Origin of the sequence: Marinicella rhabdoformis (assembly GCF_009671245.1) — a bacterium.
Lineage (GTDB): Bacteria > Pseudomonadota > Gammaproteobacteria > Xanthomonadales > Marinicellaceae > Marinicella > Marinicella rhabdoformis.
In genome coordinates, this window is the sequence record NZ_VTFS01000001.1 from 477,609 (window position 1) to 497,815 (window position 20,207).

The 20,207-nt window shown below is 43.5% G+C and carries 15 protein-coding genes; 11 read left to right on the top strand and 4 right to left on the bottom strand.

Annotated elements, in window-relative coordinates; genetic code table 11:
- Positions 1–5: 5 nt before the first annotated feature.
- A complete protein-coding gene (locus FET73_RS02155) occupies positions 6–362 on the bottom strand; it encodes a hypothetical protein (RefSeq protein ID WP_154222264.1) in 357 nt (118 codons plus the stop codon).
- Between the two features lie 255 nt (positions 363–617).
- Here FET73_RS02155 and FET73_RS02160 point away from each other — a divergent pair, with 255 nt between their 5' ends.
- Positions 618–1,826, top strand: a complete 1,209-nt coding sequence (locus FET73_RS02160; RefSeq protein WP_154222265.1) for a YihY family inner membrane protein — start codon at positions 618–620, stop codon at positions 1,824–1,826.
- Entirely contained in the window at positions 1,823–2,359 is a 537-nt protein-coding gene (locus FET73_RS02165) for a TlpA family protein disulfide reductase (protein ID WP_154222266.1), read from the top strand. The genes FET73_RS02160 and FET73_RS02165 overlap by 4 nt, the downstream gene beginning before the upstream one ends.
- A gap of 39 nt (positions 2,360–2,398) precedes the next feature.
- Here the strand turns inward: FET73_RS02165 and FET73_RS15130 are convergent, their stop codons facing one another.
- Positions 2,399–2,830 (bottom strand): 7(1) septoil knot domain-containing protein, encoded by a 432-nt coding sequence (locus FET73_RS15130; RefSeq protein WP_218944246.1) that lies wholly within the window; start codon positions 2,828–2,830, stop codon positions 2,399–2,401.
- An 87-nt stretch (positions 2,831–2,917) separates the two neighbouring features.
- Positions 2,918–4,003: a tRNA epoxyqueuosine(34) reductase QueG gene (gene queG, locus FET73_RS02175; protein WP_154222267.1), complete on the bottom strand. Its 1,086-nt coding sequence runs from the start codon at positions 4,001–4,003 to the stop codon at positions 2,918–2,920.
- Between the two features lie 106 nt (positions 4,004–4,109).
- On the opposite strand from queG, the gene FET73_RS02180 reads away from it, so the two are divergent.
- From FET73_RS02180 to FET73_RS02200, 5 genes are all read left to right on the top strand, one after another.
- On the top strand, positions 4,110–5,546 hold the full coding sequence (locus FET73_RS02180; RefSeq protein ID WP_154222268.1) for an NAD(P)H-hydrate dehydratase: 1,437 nt from the start codon (positions 4,110–4,112) through the stop codon (positions 5,544–5,546).
- Positions 5,543–5,959 carry a tRNA (adenosine(37)-N6)-threonylcarbamoyltransferase complex ATPase subunit type 1 TsaE gene (gene tsaE, locus FET73_RS02185; protein ID WP_154222269.1) on the top strand — a complete coding sequence of 139 codons (417 nt, stop codon included), beginning with the start codon at positions 5,543–5,545 and terminating at the stop codon, positions 5,957–5,959. The genes FET73_RS02180 and tsaE overlap by 4 nt, the downstream gene beginning before the upstream one ends.
- Before the next feature lie 84 nt (positions 5,960–6,043).
- Positions 6,044–7,318: an N-acetylmuramoyl-L-alanine amidase gene (locus FET73_RS02190; RefSeq protein WP_154222270.1), complete on the top strand. Its 1,275-nt coding sequence runs from the start codon at positions 6,044–6,046 to the stop codon at positions 7,316–7,318.
- Positions 7,319–7,490: 172 nt separating this feature from the next.
- Positions 7,491–8,882, top strand: coding sequence for an FG-GAP repeat protein (locus tag FET73_RS02195; RefSeq protein WP_154222271.1), 1,392 nt, complete (start codon positions 7,491–7,493; stop codon positions 8,880–8,882).
- A gap of 293 nt (positions 8,883–9,175) precedes the next feature.
- Complete coding sequence (locus tag FET73_RS02200; protein WP_154222272.1) at positions 9,176–10,591, top strand: M20/M25/M40 family metallo-hydrolase; 1,416 nt, start codon at positions 9,176–9,178, stop codon at positions 10,589–10,591.
- 75 nt (positions 10,592–10,666) lie between these two features.
- Here FET73_RS02200 and FET73_RS02205 read toward each other — a convergent pair whose 3' ends face one another.
- Entirely contained in the window at positions 10,667–15,910 is a 5,244-nt protein-coding gene (locus tag FET73_RS02205) for a COG1361 S-layer family protein (RefSeq protein WP_154222273.1), read from the bottom strand.
- A gap of 270 nt (positions 15,911–16,180) precedes the next feature.
- On the opposite strand from FET73_RS02205, the gene thrB reads away from it, so the two are divergent.
- The 4 genes from thrB (at position 16,181) to FET73_RS02225 (ending at position 20,207) form a co-directional block, all read left to right on the top strand.
- Positions 16,181–17,176 (top strand): homoserine kinase, encoded by a 996-nt coding sequence (gene thrB, locus FET73_RS02210; protein WP_179952057.1) that lies wholly within the window; start codon positions 16,181–16,183, stop codon positions 17,174–17,176.
- A gap of 95 nt (positions 17,177–17,271) precedes the next feature.
- A complete protein-coding gene (locus FET73_RS02215; RefSeq protein ID WP_154222275.1) occupies positions 17,272–18,162 on the top strand; it encodes an SPFH domain-containing protein in 891 nt (296 codons plus the stop codon).
- 60 nt (positions 18,163–18,222) lie between these two features.
- Positions 18,223–18,699 (top strand): PH domain-containing protein, encoded by a 477-nt coding sequence (locus FET73_RS02220; protein WP_154222276.1) that lies wholly within the window; start codon positions 18,223–18,225, stop codon positions 18,697–18,699.
- Entirely contained in the window at positions 18,696–20,207 is a 1,512-nt protein-coding gene (locus tag FET73_RS02225; protein ID WP_154222277.1) for a PH domain-containing protein, read from the top strand. The genes FET73_RS02220 and FET73_RS02225 overlap by 4 nt, the downstream gene beginning before the upstream one ends.

Here is a 20,207-nt window from a genome sequence, read left to right on the forward strand (position 1 = left end):
AAAAATTAATTGGTCGCCTTTTGATAAAATTCAACATACCGTTCCAATTTATAGATGGGGGAATCACCTTGGACATATAGTCGGCAAAAACCCGCTTTTGAACAGCGCCACCGTTCATCATTTCCATCTCTGGAAACCTCTACTAAATATTTAAAGTCCAATGCTTCGCCTTCGCCAGACACCTCTTTGCGATCAAAGAACATGGCAGAAAGTTCTGCCAGCTCGTCTGGATCACTGGTATCTATTGTGGTAGTGAAATTATCGTCTATAAATTTAAAATTAGTCAAGACTGGATAATCATCGCCACACCCTGCTAGCATCAGCATCACCGACACATAAATTATACATTTCATTTTGTTCATTTTTTAACCTACTGCTTCAAAGACACACGCGCTTTTCACTCTCTTTGCACACAACTCAGGCAGACTCCTTCCGTTTTTTAACTTAACAAGTCAATAACTATTACAGTTTTTTACTTGTTTTCCCCATAATTAGCATAGCATATATAACAAACATTAACAATTTAGGCACATATCCTTTATGAAGCTTTACAGAGTTTTAGTGAGCAAATGACATCTCAGGTTGTTTAATGACAATTTTTGGCAGAAAATAGCAACATGCCAAAATTAACCCATAAAATAAAACACACATCAAAACAAGCCAAAGCTTTTATAGCAGAAGTGGCCCGTCGCTATCGAGATGATGAGACTTCCTTAGCTGCCAGTTCATTGGCCTACACAGCACTCCTATCACTGGTTCCTTTCATGTCGGTTTTGGTGACTGTCTTTTCTGCCATGCCTTTGTTCGAAAATGCATCCCAAACCTTACAAGACTTTATTTTTCACAATTTCGTCCCAGCCACAGGTGAGGTCATTCAAGATTATATTGCTCAATTTGTTTCCAAGGCCAGAGGACTCACTGTCAGCATGTCATTGGCCGTATTTGTGACGTCAATACTTATGATGCACACCATGGAAAAAGCATTGAACCGCACTTTTGACTGCAAACCATCAGGCAGTTTGATAAAAAAAGTCACCTTGTACTGGACAGCTTTAACCTTAGGGCCACTATTGATTGGTGGCGGTATTGCCATGTCCTCTATCATTTTTAAATTTTCAGCTTTGGCCAGCACCAAAACCATGCTGCTCAAAGCGCTACCTATCCTGTCTTCAGCCGCCGGATTTTTTGTCATTTATTTGTTTGTGCCGAACAGAAAAATCAATTGGCGGTATGCTTTAATCGGCGCATTGTTTGCTGCCATTTGCTTTGAATTGGCAAAAAAAGGTTTTGCCCTTTATGTCACCACTGTTCCCAGCTATCAAAAAATTTATGGTGCTTTGGCATCCATCCCCTTATTTCTGATCTGGACGTTTTTATCATGGAACATCATCCTCATTGGTGGCACCATAACCGCCACTTTAGAAAGTTCCAGGTGGCGATCTCATGTTCAGCATTACCATAAAAACCAAAGGTTTCTACTGATTCTAGAGTTATTGAACTTACTCTGGAAAGCCAGCCAAGACGGCCGAACCATAGATCATGAAGCATTAACCCAAAAATTATACTTTGTTCCAGATGATGAATTGGCTGAACAACTCAGCTGGTTGTCAGACAACAACTTAATGGCGATCAACCAAGACGGCGCCTATTTACTACGTCAAGATTTAGATCAATTAAAACTCAAAGATTTGTACCGCAAAGGAGAGTTCAAACTGCCGTTAAAAGCTGAAATTTATTTCCAAAAACACCAAGCAGTACTTGATGAATGCTGGTCAACTGTGGACAATCTGTTCAACCAACCCATAGCACTTTTTTTTAAAAAATGAAAAACCTTCATAAAGCACTCGCAATATCTCTATTCACCCTTGTGATTTCTGCCTGTCAAAATACAGAGCAAAGCAACGAGCAAACAACCCGTTCCCGTTCTGAGGCCACTCAAGCTGTAAACAGTGATGCCATAAGCTTCACATTGACCAACCTCCAAGGTGAACCGGTTCAAGCATCAGACTACCGAGGCAAATGGCTGGTTCTTAACTATTGGGCCACTTGGTGCGGACCTTGTCGCGATGAAATGCCTGAGCTGATTAAGTTCCAATCTAACAATCCCGACGTACAAATTTTAGGCATCGCTTACGAGGATTCTGAAATTGAAAAGTTACAAAATTTCGTTAATGACTTCGACATCAACTACCCGATACTGACCATCGATGTTTATAACCCACCGGCTTTTGCGGAAGAAGGCGGCTTAGGTTTGCCCACGACCATTGTCTATGACAAAGAGGGCAACAAACATGAAAAACACATGGGCCCAATTGACTATGATGGACTCATGTCTATGGTAGGTAAATCAGCCGAATAAGGGCTGAGACTTGACTGGCCCTGAATCAATTTCAGGGCTTTAATTCATACCAGGAAATGAACTGACTTTCTTAACTTTGATGTCAGGGAATGATGTAACCACCTGCACTTTGAAATCTGGAAATGAAGAAACCTCTTGCCATTCACCACAATCATCTGGAAAAGAACTCACAAACTGAACATCTATGTCACTGAAAGAACTGACGTATTCGATTTTTAAATCCGGAAATGAATCAACAAACTGAACCTTTCCTTTTAATTCAATACCATTGTAGTTACATGATTTTTCAGACTTACTTGAAGACGCCACAGCGGCTTGACTTGAACGCTGATCAGACTGCCTTGAATAATTAACTGGCGAACTGGATCCTTGTGACACACCCGTAACTCCAGGCGCACCACTGCCGTCAAAAACAGCTAACAAAATCACCAACAGAAAGACGCCTGCCATAATCATTAATTCTTTGTTCATCAATACACTCCTTTTTTAGACATATATTAGTGGCAAAAGGCAACTGTTGTCGACCAATGACCCATTTTTCAATAATTAACTTTATGATTAAAACTGATATTGCATCAAAGCCCAGTCTATATGCTCAATCACCATTTCATTACTGACAATGCCTTTTTTCGCTTGCAAAGCATCAATCACTTCTTTCCCACCTTCAGCATTACCCAAAGCCACTGCTATGTTCCGTAACCAAGCCAAATAGCCTATTCTTCTTATTGGGGAACCTTCCGTCTTTTGTAAAAACTCCGCTTCAGTCCAGGCAAATAACACCAACAAATCAGGTGCATCCAAATCATGTCTGGGTGCGAAATCTTCAACCCGTGTGTTTTCAGTAAATTTATTCCAAGGGCAAACCATCTGACAATCATCACAGCCGTAAATACGGTTACCCATCGCTTTTCTGAATTCCAGCGGGATTTCACCGTGATTCTCAATCGTCAAATACGAAATACATCGACGGCCATCAACTTGAAAAGGCGCCACTATGGCATCTGTGGGACAGGCATCTAAACATTTTCTACAGGAACCACAGTGAAATGTCGCTTTTTCATCCGGCGGCAATGGCAAGTCTGTATATATCTCACCCAGAAAAAAATAGGACCCTGCCTTGCTGTTCAACAAATTGCTGTGTTTGCCTATCCAACCCAAACCAGCCTTTTCTGCAATCGCTTTTTCCATCACAGGCGCAGAATCAGTAAAAACTCGGTAACCAAACGCACCAATCGCCTGTTCAATCTTTTGAGCCAATTGCTTGAGTTTTTTGCGAATGACTTTGTGGTAATCACGCCCCAAGGCATAACGTGAAACGGCGCCTTTATCACTTTGCTCAAGGATTTCTCGATACGGCGTCAATCCCGTATTCATATAGTCTAAACGCAATGAAATGATACTCATCGTTCCAGGAATCATTTCTTCAGGCGTGTATCTTTTGCTTCCGTGCTTGTGCATATAATCCATATCACCGTGGTATTGCTTGGCCACCCATTGGTTCAAATAATCACCGGCTTCTGACAAATCCAAGTCACTGATACCCATGTCTTGAAAACCCAGTTCAATTGCCCAAGCTTTGATGTCAGCTTTCAGTTGCGACACCCCTGCTTTTGAATGAATTTCTGTTTGCGTTTTTTGAGTCATTTCCAAATTAATACAACACGTTGCGCCCATTATAAGGCATCCTTATTTACATAGGTTCATTATGGTATTGCTTGGCTCAATTGAGATGATTCGCTACAATTAAACCATGAACAGTCTACTGTACAACAACAGCCAAGCCAAAGCCATAGATCAACTGGCTGCAGACCATCTGGGCACCGACTCCTATGAATTGATGCAACATGCCGCTCAAGCGATTTTCCAACACGTCAAAAAATTCAACAATATTTTGGTCATTGCTGGGCCAGGTAACAATGGTGGCGACGGTTGGGTGGTGGCTGAATTGGCGCGCCACAACGGTCAAAATGTCACCCTTTGGCCATTAAAACCCGCCAAAGAACTCAAGGGAGATGCCAGTCTGGCGGCCGAAGCTTATATTGGCCCAGTGATTAACAGCGCGCCGGGCGATACTTTTGATTGTGTCATAGATGCTGTTTTTGGATCAGGCTTGAATCAAAATGTTACTGGCGCTTACGCTGCTGCGATCAACTGGATGAACAAGCAATCTGCTCCTGTATTTGCTATAGACATTCCCAGTGGTCTCAATGGTGATACTGGCCAAGTAATGGGCTGCGCTGTAAAAGCCAAAACCACCATTGCTATACTGACCAACCCACCTGGTTTATATACATTGAATGGCAAAGACCATTGCGGCATGATCATCACCGAACGCCTCAATGTCGATAGCAATTGCTATCAACACCTACCTATAGCCGCCCATTTATTACATGAATCACAACTGACACAACTGATTGCCCAAAGGCAACATAACAGCCACAAAGGTCGATTCGGACATGTTTGGACTGCTGGTGGGCAAGCGGGCATGATGGGCGCTGTTCAGCTGGCAGCCTACGCGGTGTTAAAAAGTGGCGCCGGCGCTGTCACTGCCGTCACAGATAAACAACACAGTGTCACGATACCCTTACAACATCCAGAAATCATGACGCATGCCTTTGATGCATTACGCGAACTGCATCCCGAGTTACCTCAAAAACCGGCAGATGTATTGGCCATTGGCATGGGCATGGGACAATCCACATGGTCAAAACAGCTGTTCAACCAGCTAATCAACATGCAATTACCCAAGGTGATAGATGCCGATGGACTGGCACTGTTGCAAAAAGGTCAATTAAATGCCAACGACGTCATCACACCACACCCCTTGGAAGCTGCCAGATTGCTTCATTGTCATGTGCAAGAAGTACAAGCAAACCGAATCAAAGCAGCACAACAATTGAACCAAACATATCAAGCCACCGTAATCCTCAAAGGCAGTGGCAGTATCATATGTAGTGGTTCCAATACTTACATTTGCCCTTATGGTTCTGATGCATTGGCCACAGCTGGCAGCGGCGATGTGTTAGCCGGCATGGTTGCAGGCTTAATCGCACAAGGTCACCCCACAGCACAAGCAGCACAGCTTGCTGTTTTATGGCATGCATTGACTGGTGAGAAAAGCAGACAAAGAATTTGTTTCACTGCATCTGGTATTTTAGAAGAACTCCATTTACACTTGCCGGCATGAAAAAGCATGACACCTCCACCCTGCCACAACTTGAACAAGTGGCACAAAAACTGTACCCACAGCTGAAAGCAGGCGATGTGATTTTTTTACGTGGTGATTTGGGTATGGGAAAAACAACTTTCACACAGTTTTTACTCAAAGTTGCAGGTGTCAAAGAACACATCAAAAGCCCAACTTATACATTATTTGAGCAATACCAAGTAGGCGCAGTAACCTATGTACACATGGACCTATACCGTTTAAGCGATCCTGAAGAATTGTATTTCTTAGGCATAGAAGACCTAATTAATCCACAACACATCTTAATCATTGAATGGCCCGAAAAAGGTACCGGCGTGCTACCAAAAGCCAATAAAGAGATCAGTTTCGGCGGAAACACCTCCAACAGAACTTTAACAATCACATCAAATTAACACCCTATCTTGCTGATTTAGGTCATTAAAACTTGAATTAAAAGAAAAATTTACATAAACTTATCTGACGATTTGAGAAAAAACATGAGAAAAACCTTAACTGCCATCATTCTGTTTATGTGTTCAACCTGGCTAAATGCTGCCGAGGTTGAAGGCATGCGTGTGTGGTCAGGACCTGAGCATACTCGTGTGGTTTTTGATTTAAGTGGCAAAACTGAGTACAAACTTTTTGAATTAGACAACCCGCCTCGCGTGGTGATTGATATGCCCAAAAGCAAACTCAATACCCGTTTAAAGGTTAAAAAGAACAAAGCCGTCAAGAATGTCCGTTACAGCAATAAAGACAACCAATTACGCATCGTTCTGGATTTGAATGAAAAATCGGATAACAAAAGTTTTTTACTCAAACCTACAGATAAATACGGCCACCGTTTGGTAGTGGATGTCAGTCAACAAAAAGCCAAGGTTGAGAAAACTGTCGCCAAGGTCACAAAGAAAAATCGCGACGTGATCATTGCCATTGATGCTGGCCATGGTGGTGAAGACCCAGGGGCCATAGGCGCTGCTGGTACAAAAGAAAAAGTAGTGACATTGAATATCGCTAATCAACTGGCCAAAACCATCAACCAACAAAAAGGCATGAAAGCCCTTATCATTCGAGAAGGTGATTATTACATCAAACACCGCAAACGATTTGAAAAAGCCCGCAAGAATAATGCCGACCTGTTTGTATCTATTCACGCTGACGCCTTCCACAGCCGCAAAGTGAATGGTGCATCCGTTTATATATTGTCACAGCGCGGTGCCTCTTCTGAAGCGGCTAAATGGTTGGCTGCATCGGAAAACAAATCTGATTCCATTGGTGGAGTGGTGATAGAAGATAAAAAAGACGTGCTGTCACAGGTTCTTTACGACCTATCACAAAATGCTGCCATGGAAGAAAGCCACAAAGCGGCACAAGCGGTACACGCATCACTGAAGAAAGTAGTTAAACTTCATGGCCATGGTTTTGGTCAAGCCAACTTTTTGGTACTGAAATCGCCGGATGTGCCATCCATGCTGGTTGAAACAGGCTATATCAGCAACCCAAATGATGAAAAGAACTTGAAAAGCGCGGCACACGTAAAGAAACTAACGCAACAAATTGCTGATGGCATCAGGAATTACTTTTATCAAAGTCCGCCACCTAATACATGGATAGCAGCACAAGCCAAAGGTAAAAAGCATGTGGTTCAATCGGGTGACACACTGAGTGGTATCGCCTCAAAATTCGGAACCAGCATTGCGGCCATTCAATCCATAAACAATAAGTCAGGAAACACTGTCCGAATAGGCGAAGTGATTTACTTGCCCAATTGAACTTCCCACCTTGCCCAATTTCTTTCCACCTCTGCGTCAATAAGCAATAATAACAGTGGGCCACACATTTTAATTTTTTAAATAAATATTAAACGCTCACGGTTTTCTAAATATTCCTTAACAACAGCGCTTTGGCCCATTATGATAATTACAAGCCTATTGGAGAGGACACATGAATAAAATCATCGCCTGTATTATTTTAGCTTCCGCTTATCAGGCAGCCATTGCTGATACTGAATGGGTTAATGACCTGCAACCCACACCACTCACATTCAGCGGATATGGTGACGGGATGGCCATCATGGATGAATGGATGGCGGTTGGTGACCCCTTAAATGACGATCAAGACACTGATGCGGGTGCAGTTTACATTTACAACAATTCCTCGGGGCAATGGCTACTTTACCAAACACTTTATGCTGACGATGCTGGCTTACGTGACGAGCTGGGTTCATCTGTAGACATTGAAAGAAAACATGACACAGGTGAACTTTGGGTGGTGGCATCTGCCTTGAAAGATGATGATGTGAACTTAGACAATGGAGCTGTATATGCGTGGCACTTAGATGACATGGGTGTTTTTGTTCAACAGGAAAAATTCACTGGTGTTAATTTAATCAGTCAAAATTTTGGTTCATCAATTGCACTCAATTACGATTATATTTCAGAAATCGATGCCGAGCTTTGGGTCCTGGTCGTAGGTGATGACTTCAAACGACATCAAGTTATGGGTCAAACCCGAGCCACAGGTGGTGTCACCGTTTTCAAAAAACTCGCAGGCCCAGGCCATCAGTGGGAAGAAGAGCCAGTACAAACTGGCATGGCCTACTTAGACACTTTAACCTCTGTCGACCAGATTGGGCATTCAGTTTCAATTGATGGCTCTACGATTATTGCCGGCGCGCCTGGTGATGATGATCACACCTTACCCAATAACGACGGCACAGACATGGGGGCGATTCATGTGCTTACACGAGACAACTTAACGCAAACTTGGTCTTGCTGCGGTATTGCTTACCCAGATTACAGAGAGCGCAGCGCCCAATTTGGCTATGATGTAGAAGTGATAAAACAACCCAACAACAACCGCATCATCATGGCGACAGCACCTTATGAGAAAGACCAAAACAACCGACCCAAAGGATCAGCATACGTGTGGTTTAACAGCCTACAGGTTCAACGAATAGAACCTCAGATTCAGACCGGAACCAGTGGTGAGTTTTTTGGCGGTTCAATTGCGGCCAATGGAGATGAATACTTTGGCAGTACAGAGTTATTGATCGGATCACATTTCAGTAACAACCAAAAAGGCAGAATATACCACTACAGCATCAACCCCAATTATGATGGCATCAGCGATGACCTTTACCTTCTGAAAGAACAAATCGTTGCCCATAACCGTGACCAAAGCCCATGGGACGTGGGCCAATTCGGTTTCCATGTCAGTACCGATGGCAAAAACCACGCCACCAGCAGCGTGGCCAACAGAGTCGGCAACCACAAAAGTGTTTACACTGCAGAACTGCCTATTTTTAAAAATGGGTTTCAAGCACCGACACCTTAAACACCAACCCTAAAAATAAATTGCAGCCATTGACTCCAAACATAAAGATCAATAAGCTGTGGTCAGTAGCTGTGACAAACAGATTAATAATTTTACAGCACCAACAATGAGTCATCCCTTTGGTCACTACCAATCAAATGACAAAGCAATTTCTATGTTGAAATACCAGCCACACCAACAGCCTAAATCGGTAATCATTTAAATTTACCTTAATAAAAAGTCGAAATTGAAATTTTTAAGGCTTTAATTTTTCGGTTACAATCTGTGCACTTTAATACCCACAGAGAAATATAATGAAAAAATTACTACTGCCCTTGGTGCTCATGACTGCGGCCAGTGGCGCTTCTGATGATTCAAAATCAGCCACAAATGACTTTTACACCACTGATTTTTTAGACCAAGTAGCCACATTACGTGACCATGCCTTAACCGACCCTTTGGCGTATGACATCACAGAATCTTTAACCACAGAAGTGGGGGCGCGTTTGGCAGGCAGCCCTGGCGATGCCAAGGCTGTGGCTTGGGGAGAGGCCAAATTTAAATCACTGGGGTTTGATCGCGTGACACTGGAAGCTGCTCCACTCAAGCGCTGGGTTCGTGGTGTTGAAACGGCTGAAATTATATCTCCTTTCAAACAAACTTTGACCATTACTGCTTTGGGTAAATCATCGCCCACACCAAACGAAGGCATCACAGGCGAAGTGGTGCATTTCAATACCATTGATGAATTAAAAAGTGCCGATCCTGCTCTGGTCAAAGGAAAAATCACCTTCATCAGCAACCGCATGGAACGTCACAAAGACGGCTCAGGCTATGGTAAAGCCGTGGGTGCGCGCAGCACTACGGCACAAGTCACAGCAGCAAAAGGTGGCATCGGTGCCATCATTCGCTCTATTGGCACAGACAACAACCGGACACCACACACGGGTGCCATGAAGTATGAAGCTGATGTGGCTGCAGTTCCAGCTGGTGCCATTTCTAACCCTGATGCAGATTTATTGGTTAATATGCTTAACCGTGGCAAACCCGTCACACTGAAATATACATTGGGTTCAAGGTTCGATGGCGATTACGTTTCTCACAATGTCATCGGTGACATCATTGGCTCAGAAAAGCCAGACGAATACATCGTGATTGGTTGTCACTTGGACTCATGGGATTTAGGCACTGGCGCGATTGATGATGCTTCAGGTTGTGGCATCACCATGGCAGCAGCTAAATTGATTAAAGACCACATTGGCCAACCCAAACGCACCATTCGCGTCGTCTTATGGGCCAATGAAGAAAACGGTTTGTCAGGTGCTAAAGCCTATCACGAAGCGCACAAAGAAGAAATGAAGCAACACATCTTCGGCGGCGAGTCTGATTTTGGCGCAGGCACCATTTATGCCTTTGGTACACGCATGGACGAAAAAGCCATGCCTTTGGTTCATGAAATGATGCAATTATTACAACCTTTAGGGATTGAATACGCTGGCAATGAAGCATCATCAGGTGCTGACTTGATTCCAATGCGTGCTGCGGGCATGGCCGTATTTGGGCTGAAACAAGACGGCACAAAGTACTTCGACTACCACCATACAGCCAATGACACATTGGATAAAATTGACCCCAAAGAATTGGCACAAAATGTGGCAGCATGGGTTGTGGTTACAGCACTCTCTGCCAACACTTCTGAAAACTTTGGTTTTGACTTAAGTGACAAATAATTAGATTAACAAACTCCCATTAAAAAAGGCCTGTTGACATCAATCAACAGGCCTTTTTTTATGGGGAGTGAATGATCAGTGTTGTCTTCTGACAACAACTAAACCCAACCCCATCATCATCAACACCATCAACAACTGACCCCATACCGTGCTACTTGGAACCATGGCTGGCTCTGGCGGGAAGCCAACTGTTATGGTTAAATCAGTGGTGTCAGACTGCTGTCCAGTTTCATCAGAACCTGCTGTGGCGATATTGGTCAATTGGCCATTATCGACATCAGACTGTTGAATCACATAGGTACCAACCAAAGTACAGGTACCACCCACAGGCACCAACAGACATGATGTTGAACCCGGTGTGATCATGTCATCATCAACAACCACATTGTTCAAGTCCACATTACCTGTATTGGTCGCCACAATGGTGAACGTCACGGTGTCACCTAATGTTACAACACCATTGCCATCTTCATCAGCGTTAGCAGTTAACGTTTTATCGATACTCAAATCAGGGTTAACACCAATAACTGTTACCACAACATCTGTTTCTGGAGAAGTTTCATCTGACTCACCTGTTCCAGTATTTTCCACTTGCCCATTGTTAACATCACTTTGTTGTACCACATATGTACCCACTAATTGACACTCAGCGCCAATAGCCAAAGTCAGACAACTGGTACTGCTTGGCGTAATCATTGGGTCAGATACAACCACATTATTTAACACAGTGTCACCGTTATTTGTTGCCGTAATGGTATATGTCAAAGTGTCATCCAATGTGACTGTCCCACTGCCATCTTCATCTGCATTGTTGGTCATCGACTTTTCAACTTCTAACGATGGGGCATTGACACCAGTAGTTTCATCGGTGTTGTTATCCGATGTATCTGGATCTGGTGTATCTGATGTTACAGAAACGTTATTGGTTAATGTGCCTGTGGCGTTGTTATTGACAGTTACTGCAACTGTGTATTGTGCAAAACCACCAGAAACAATGTCACCCAAACTACAGTTTGGCACACCATTTGGATCTTCAGTACAACCTGATGTTGAAACCAAAGTCACATCAGTTGGTAATGTTTCAGCAACCACCACATTGGTTGCAGTGGCAGGACCGGCATTATCAACACGTATGGTATAGGTCAAAGCACCACCGGGATTAACCGGATCGACACTGTCAGTTTTTGTAATAGACAAGTTAGCCGCGTCACCAATAATAGTGGTTTCATCGGTGTTGTTGTCTGAAGTGTCAGGATCTGGCGTATCTGATGTTACCGAAACATTATTGGTTAATATTCCTGAGGCGTTGTTATTGACTGTCACGGCAACGGTATAGGTTGCAAACCCACCTGATGCAATGTTACCCAAGCTACACGTTGGTACACCATTAGGATCTTCTGTACAACCTGATGTTGACACCAAAGTCACATCTGCTGGCAATGCTTCAGTAACAACCACATTATTGGCTGTACTTGGACCTGCATTATCAACTCGAATGGTGTACGTCAGCGCATCACCCGGTGTCACAGGGTCGGCACTGTCAGTTTTAGTGATGGATAAATTTGCCGCATCATTCAGACCAGTTGTTTCGTCGGTGTTGTTATTTGACGTATCTGGATCGGTGGTATCTGAAGTTACAGACACATTATTGGTTAAAGTACCGGATGCGTTGTTATTAACATTGACAGCAACCGTATAAGTCGCAAATCCACCTGATGCAATGTCACCCAAACTACAAGTGGGCACGCCATTGGGATCTTCAGTACAGCCCACTGTTGACACAAAAGTCACACCAGCTGGCAATACTTCTGTCACTACAACGTTGCTGGCCAATGAAGGACCCGCATTATCAACACGAATGGTGTAGGTCAAAGCATCACCCGGCGTCACAGGATCGGCACTGTCAGTTTTGGTGATAGACAAATCTGCTTCTTCATTGACACCCGTTGTTTCATCTGTGTTGTTATCCGAAGTATCTGGATCTGGCGTATCAGAAGTCACTGACACATTATTGGTCAATGTTCCAGTTGCATTGTTATTAACATTAACTGCAACGGTATAAGTCGCAAATCCACCTGATACAATGTTACCCAAGCTACATGTTGGTACACCACTTGGATCTTCTGTACAACCTGATGTTGAAACCAGAGTCACATCAGCAGGCAATGATTCAGTGACCACCACATTATTGGCTGTATTGGGGCCAGCATTGTCAACACGAATGGTGTAGGTCAAAGCATCACCCGCTGTCACAGGATCGGCACTGTCTGTTTTGGTGATAGACAAGTTCGCCGCATCACCAACCACTGTTGTTTCATCTGTATTGTTATCCGAAGTATCAGGATCCAGCGTATCAGAAGTCACTGACACATTATTGGTCAAAGTACCAGAGGCGTTGTTATTCACATTAACTGCAACGGTATAAGTTGCAAACCCACCTGATGCAATGTTACCCAAGCTACACGTTGGTACACCATTAGGATCTTCAGTACAACCTGATGTTGACACCAAAGTCACACCAGCTGGCAATGCTTCAGTAACAACCACATTACTGGCTGTGGCAGGACCTGCATTATCAACACGAATGGTGTACGTCAGCGCATCACCCGGTGTCACAGGATCAGCACTGTCAGTTTTGGTGATGGATAAATTTGCCGCATCATTAACACCTGTTGTTTCATCGGTGTTATTGTTTGACGTGTCAGGATCTGTGGTATCCGATGTCACCGATACATTATTTGTTAATGTACCCGATGCATTGTTATTGACATTGACAGCCACTGTATAAGTGGCAAACCCACCTGATGCAATGTTACCCAAACTACAAGTAGGCACACCTGCAGGATCTTCTGTACAACCTGATGTTGATACAAAAGTCACGCCGGCAGGTAATGATTCAGTAACAACCACATTACTGGCTGTGGCAGGACCCGCATTATCAACACGTATGGTGTAAGTCAATGCGCCACCTGGATTAACCGGATCAACACTGTCTGTTTTAGTGATGGATAAATCGGCTTCGTCATTAATACCCGTTGTTTCATCGGTGTTGTTATCTGATGTGTCAGGATCTGGTGTATCTGATGTCACCGAAACATTATTGGTTAACGTTCCCGTTGCATTGTTATTAACATTGACAGCAACTGTATAAGTCGCAAACCCACCTGATGCAATGTTACCCAAACTACAGGTAGGAACACCTGCAGGATCTTCTGTACAACCTGATGTTGATACAAAAGTCACGCCTGCTGGTAATGATTCAGTGACCACCACATTATTGGCAGTGGCAGGACCGGCATTATCAACACGTATAGTGTAAGTCAATGCGCCACCTGGATTAACTGGATCGACACTGTCAGATTTGGTGATAGAAATGTTAGCCTGAGGATTTACAGTAGTAGTTTCATCTGTGTTGTTATCCGATGTATCAGGATCTGGCGTGTCTGAAGTCACAGAAACATTATTGGTTAACGTGCCTGTGGCATTGTTATTCACAGTCACGGCCACTGTATAAGTCGCAAAGCCTGTTGCTGGAATATCACCCAAACTACAAGTCGGTACACCATTAGGATCTTCAGCACAGCCTGATGTTGATACCAAAGTCACGCCAGCTGGCAATGATTCAGTAACAACCACATTACTGGCAGCAGCAGGACCTGCATTATCAACTCGAATGGTATAAGTCAATGCACCACCCGGATTAACTGGATCTACACTGTCCATTTTAGTGATGGCCAAATCAGCAGTTGCCACACAAATAGGCAAATCAGCTTCTGGAGAAGTCAGTTCGTCTGGCTGACCTACAGCTCCCATAGTTGCACCATTGGGAATAAACTCAGTCATTGCTGTAGATGCTGTAGTACCGTTCACACCACCTAATGCTGAAGTGGCAATTACACCACCAGATACCGAAATGACGCCGCCACCGCCACCGCCACCAGGACCTTCATTTTCATCGCCAATAGTTAATTGATTACCACCAGCACCACCATTAGCACTGATACCAATACCTGAAAGTGTAGTTGACGCTATCACAACGGTACCACCCGCACCGGCGCCACCAGGTGCGTCATTATTACCACCACCTTGCGTGTCCTCTCCGTCTAACCCATTAGCAAGAATTGAACCTGCACCTGACACAGTTGCTGCCGTTATAAACACCAAACCTCCGCCAGCACCACCATTTGCGCCTTGATTGTTGTTACCGTCTCCAGCACCGCCGCCGCCGCCAAAGAACAGCCTACCAGCATCATCAAAAGGCAATGGCCTACCACCCATCCCCCCCCTTTCTCTTCGACTGTTTCCACCCCAATTAGTATCACCTGGCGGGACAGTTAATGCATTTTGATTACTTGAACCATAGGTATAACCACCTCGGCCACCACCAGAAGAAGTGGTTGCAGAGGTTAATGTACCGTCTATATCCCATGCAGCTGTCCATGAGTTATCTGACAAATTTGGGTTTCCTTGGCCATTCCAATCTGCTATGTCACCGCCATTGGCTCCACCGCCACCACCAGCGTTGTGACCATTTCCACCACCGCCACCATTGGCTGGTGCACCACGGCCATATCGCCCTCCATAAGCATCATATTCTGCTTGAAAACCCAGAATACCCTCTCCTTTTTCTGCACCATCTTCTTGGTTAATGTAATAGTATGATGGCCTATCAGCTCCTGAAGGGCTTGATGAATTTTCTAAAACACCACCTCTAAAACCTAAACCAGAAACATCTATTTGGCCAGCTAGATTTAATATACCTGCCACATCAATTGCCACAATACCACCAGTGCTGCCATTCCACGGAGCGGCAGAAACGACAGAACCACCGTTAATAGTCAGATCATTGAATTGAGGCATACGTATCAATTGAGTCTTTGTTAAGTCAAAAGAATAAATCAATTGATCTGCTGTACACAAATTACCAAATTCTGCTAACGTGATGTCATTTCCCGATACGGACAGCACTTCGTGAACTTCATACCGACCCGCTGCATTCAAATTAAAAGCGCCGTAAGTAGGACTGGAGTCATTTGCCGTACTGTACGTAGCACCTTGTGCTTGGTACAACATCACTTTATCACCAGCTGACAAGTTGGCATCTGTATACAAGCCCTGAATGTCTGTCAGGGTGTTGATATTGTTTACAGTTACAATTACATTGGCACCGTTTTGGATATTGGTTACCGAATCGTAATAATTGACCACTGTATTAGCAGCAATTGTGTCATTTCCGTCTTTACCTTTTGCAGCGAATACTGATCCACTCAGTAACACAGCAAAAAATACAAACAACTTAAAGGGGGAAGTTTGGTTCATAGCACTCTCAAAATATTAATTTAATGGTTCACGCTGCCTATTAAGGCAATGGACAGGATATCACAAAATATGTGACAGCCATCACACTTGTTGACCTTCAAAAAAGAAAAAAACCTCCTGTCTCATTGATATTTAAGTTATTAACCACGTCACTTGGGAGAATGAGAGTTTTAAAAAAGTTTACATTTCAGACCAACATTTAACTTCTATTTATTTCTCATGAAAAAAGTGACACAGTGTGTCACAATATTAATTTTTTTAAGCGTGCGCATGTCAAATCAAGACCAAAATATCATTCAATCATTCGCGCCCATAACCATAGGCAACTTCTCTGTTGGCTTTGATGTTCTTGGTCTGGCGGTACGACCCATTGACGGTGAGCCTTTAGGAGATGTTGTATCTATATATGAAACTGAAGACTTCAGTTTTGAAGTAACAGGAAAACATGCAGCAGATGTACCCAATGATGAAAACAATTTAGCCTGCCTGGCCTTCAAACGGGTCAAAGCAGCGCACGATAAATTACATGAAGCCAAAGCACCGATACATTTAGAATTAATCAAAAATTTGCCTGTTGGTAGTGGATTGGGCTCAAGTGGTGCCACCATCGTAGCAGCCTTATTGGCAGCCAACCATTATTTTGATGACATGCTGAGCTTAAAGGAATTATTGGTTTTGGCAGCAGAATTAGAAGCCGTTTATACTGGATCGCCTTGTATGGATAATGTGGCACCCTGTTTAACAGGCGGCTTCCAATTGATGACGCAATCAGAGGAATTACCAATTATTCCTGTGCCTTTTCCACAACACTGGAAAATGGTATTGTTCTACAACGGCTCAGAAGTTTTAACTGAGTCTGCACGTGCCATTCTGCCAAAACATGTACCCTTAGAAACCGCCATTAACCACGCCAAAAATTTAGCGGTATTCATTCAAGCATTAAACCTTGGTGCTGATGACTTAGCTGCAGAACACTTATATGACTTATTGGCAGCACCACACCGTGAAGCTTTACTCCCTCACTTCAGTTTATTTCGCGATTATGCCCGCTCACAAGGCGCTTTAGCCACTGGCATTTCTGGCTCTGGCCCCACTGTTTTTGCTGTTTGTAAAGACCAAGATGCTGCCGAACTCATTGCCCAATATGCAGAAAACCGCATCATCAATGAATCGGGGTTTGCCTTGATATGTGAAATAGATGAATTAGGTGCCCATTTACAAGGTATGGATGACGAAATGGAGCAAGAAAACAGCCACCTAGATTAGTTCTTCTTACTTCTCTTCACATGACCTATGGGACAAGCAATGAATCAAACATTTCTGCTATAATCCTTTTTCATTAAAGTTAGAGGAGAAACTCAATGAGTCAAAAAATACCATATACTGTCATTATTCCCGTAGCCATTGTATTCTTGGTTCTGGCTGTCGGTTCACGTTTCTGGGTTTCAGTACCCGCAGGTCATGTTGCTGTCGGCACTTTGTTCGGTGCGGTACAAAGTGATGCTTATGGTGAAGGTTTAAATATACCTGTCAATCCATTATTAAAATTCCATAAATTTGATATCCGGGAAAAGACCCACAAAGAGCAAGCACAAGTCCCGTCTCAAGATCAACTACAAACAAGGATAGATGTCTCTGTTCAATACCGTTTGAATGGCGCCATGGCATCTAACATTTTGAAGGAAACTGGTTCAATAGACAACATGCTAGAAGTACAACTTAAACCCAAACTGCGTTCTCTGTTGCGTGAGCAGGGTAAATCTATCAAACGAGCTGAAGACTTTTTCTTAGAAGAAACCCAAGAAAAACTACAAGCAGACTTAACCGGTGGCTTAGCAGAATACCTGGAGCCAAAAGGCATTTTAGTGTCTGCCGTTTTAATTCGAGATATTTCATTGCCACCCTTTATTACCAAAGCGATTGAAGCCAAAAAAGAACGTGAGCAGGAAGTGGAAAAACAAAAAGCCGAATTAGAGCGTTATAAAACGGAGCAACAACAGTTGATTGCCATGGCAGAAGCCCAGCGCAAAGCAGCCGAAGAGGAAGCACAACAACGTCGACTTTTGGCCGATGCCCAGGCTTACGAGATTGAAAAAATCAACACCGCCATTGGCAGTAACCCAAATTACGTCAAACTGCAGTCTCTTGAAGCTTTGAAAGCCATCTCAAAAGACCCTGCATCTAAAATTTATTTCATCGACAGCAATTCACCTCAACCGCTGCCCTTGATGCACTTATCTGACAAACAATAAACCAACTTTACCAGTGTGGCCTGCCTGTCACTTAAGCAGGTCACCCTCAAAGAGCACTAAATGAAAACTTTCTCTTTCAGACCTTTGGCTGATGCCTATTTGCCGATGATTTTAATCATCAATTGGATTTGGACAGCGATCACTTTAATACCCGCCTTTATTTTGACTTATTTTGCTGCAGATTTTGATTGGTATCATGCTGTCATCATTTCACTGTCAATTTGGGTACTGGTTGGCATACTGTTTCATGCTTATAGCCGTGCTTACATCAAACGTTATCAATATGGGCTAACTGAAGAAGGCTTGATGATTAATCGCGGTGTTTTTTGGCGTCAAATGATTTGCTTGCCGCGCAACCGCGTTCAACACATTGACATCACCACAGGCCCTTTTGAACGAAGGCGTGGGCTATCGAAGTTGATAGTTCACACAGCAGGCACCCGTGATGCCTCAGTAACACTACATGGGTTAACTGCTGAGGATGCGGCTGACTTACGTCATGAATTGATTGTTACCAATCAAGGCGACAGTGTATGAGCGACCATTTTGAACCAAAAACTGAGGCCATCAGCTTACACCCCTCCTCACCGCTTTTTATTTTTTTTGAAGCAGTTAAAAAACTGATTGTACCCTTGGTTGCCAGTTACTATTTAGGCGGCACCCATTACAGCGGAGAATGGGTGTTTTATGGGATTGCAGCATTGGCCTCAATTGGAACCATTGCCCAATATTGGTTTTACCACTATTGGTTAGAAGAGGACCGCATAGTCGTTAAAAGTGGTATTTTATTCAAGTCTCTCAGGCAAGTTCCCTACGATCGCATACAAAACGTCAACATTGAAAAAAATCCACTTCACAACATCTTTAAAGTAGCGACCTTACAAATCGAATCTGCTTCGGGCAGCAAACCGGAGGCCATCATTCGTGTCATCAACCGCCAACAAGTGGAAGATATCCAGCACGCCATCAAGCACGCTGGAAACAACTTACAAAAAGAACATACACATCAACAAGATGATGACGTTCCACCAGCTAAAGAAGCCACTCTTGAGACTGAACCACTCCTGCAAATGTCATCAGGTGACGTGACACGTTATGGCAGCATCCACTGGCAAGCTTTGATCCCATTGGCTGCTGTTTTTGGCTTTGCCATGCAAAGTGAACAATTACAACACCAATTCGCTAATTTTTTACTGGGACTGGTCATGCAGATCAAAACCATGACCATGATTGAAAGTAAGGTTATCAATTATGCTGTTTTTGGCGTTATTACACTGTTTGCAGTCTGGTTGGTATCCATCATCATGGCCCACCTCAAACTCCATGGGTTCACTTTACGAGAAGAAAACAAAAAACTACATGCAGAAATGGGCTTACTGACTCGCCTTACTGCGAACATTCCGATTAAACGCATTCAACTGATAAGAATCAAAAATTCTATATTGCATCAGTTGATTAAACGCCAAAGTATCAGCATGGAGACAGCAGGGGGCGTAACCGCACAAACGGGCATGGTCATGCGCTGGATTGCACCCATGATTAAACCCAATGAAGTTAATCCATTGATTCAAACCATAGAGCCACACATCAACATGGCAGACCTCGAGTGGCAAAGCCTTTCTGCACGAGCATGGATTCGCTTACTGAAAAAAATCAGTGCTTTTTTAACCGTTCTGATAGCCTTACTTTCTGTGGTTTGGACGACTCAAGCGGCCTTTGCATTATTGAGTTTTCCGCTTTGGCTTTGGTATGCCAAGGCATGGACGAAAAAAGCACGTTTCGCGCACAATGATCATTTGATAGCCTTTCGCAGTGGCATTTTATTTCATACCATCAGTGTAGTAAAGATCAATAAAATTCAAACCATACACCTGTCTGAATCTCCTTTTGATCGCCGCAACAACCACGGCAAGTTGTGGATAGATACAGCCGGTTCTAACATCGCTTTACACAGCATCCATATCCCCTATTTAGAAAAACCAGTTTTGATTGCCTTGCACAAAAAACTCAACCAACAAGTCAGTGATTCACGATTTGTTTGGTAA

Coding starts and splice junctions, on each gene's coding strand:
- tsaE (WP_154222269.1), top strand. CDS start 5,543: ATGAAAAAGCATGACACCTCCACCCTGCCACAACTTGAACAAGTGGCA.
- FET73_RS02200 (WP_154222272.1), top strand. CDS start 9,176: ATGAAAAAATTACTACTGCCCTTGGTGCTCATGACTGCGGCCAGTGGC.
- FET73_RS02205 (WP_154222273.1), bottom strand. CDS start 15,910: ATGAACCAAACTTCCCCCTTTAAGTTGTTTGTATTTTTTGCTGTGTTA.
- queG (WP_154222267.1), bottom strand. CDS start 4,003: ATGACTCAAAAAACGCAAACAGAAATTCATTCAAAAGCAGGGGTGTCG.
- FET73_RS02190 (WP_154222270.1), top strand. CDS start 6,044: ATGAGAAAAACCTTAACTGCCATCATTCTGTTTATGTGTTCAACCTGG.
- FET73_RS02215 (WP_154222275.1), top strand. CDS start 17,272: ATGAGTCAAAAAATACCATATACTGTCATTATTCCCGTAGCCATTGTA.
- FET73_RS15130 (WP_218944246.1), bottom strand. CDS start 2,830: ATGAACAAAGAATTAATGATTATGGCAGGCGTCTTTCTGTTGGTGATT.
- FET73_RS02195 (WP_154222271.1), top strand. CDS start 7,491: ATGAATAAAATCATCGCCTGTATTATTTTAGCTTCCGCTTATCAGGCA.
- FET73_RS02225 (WP_154222277.1), top strand. CDS start 18,696: ATGAGCGACCATTTTGAACCAAAAACTGAGGCCATCAGCTTACACCCC.
- FET73_RS02165 (WP_154222266.1), top strand. CDS start 1,823: ATGAAAAACCTTCATAAAGCACTCGCAATATCTCTATTCACCCTTGTG.
- FET73_RS02180 (WP_154222268.1), top strand. CDS start 4,110: ATGAACAGTCTACTGTACAACAACAGCCAAGCCAAAGCCATAGATCAA.
- FET73_RS02155 (WP_154222264.1), bottom strand. CDS start 362: ATGAACAAAATGAAATGTATAATTTATGTGTCGGTGATGCTGATGCTA.
- FET73_RS02220 (WP_154222276.1), top strand. CDS start 18,223: ATGAAAACTTTCTCTTTCAGACCTTTGGCTGATGCCTATTTGCCGATG.
- thrB (WP_179952057.1), top strand. CDS start 16,181: ATGTCAAATCAAGACCAAAATATCATTCAATCATTCGCGCCCATAACC.
- FET73_RS02160 (WP_154222265.1), top strand. CDS start 618: ATGCCAAAATTAACCCATAAAATAAAACACACATCAAAACAAGCCAAA.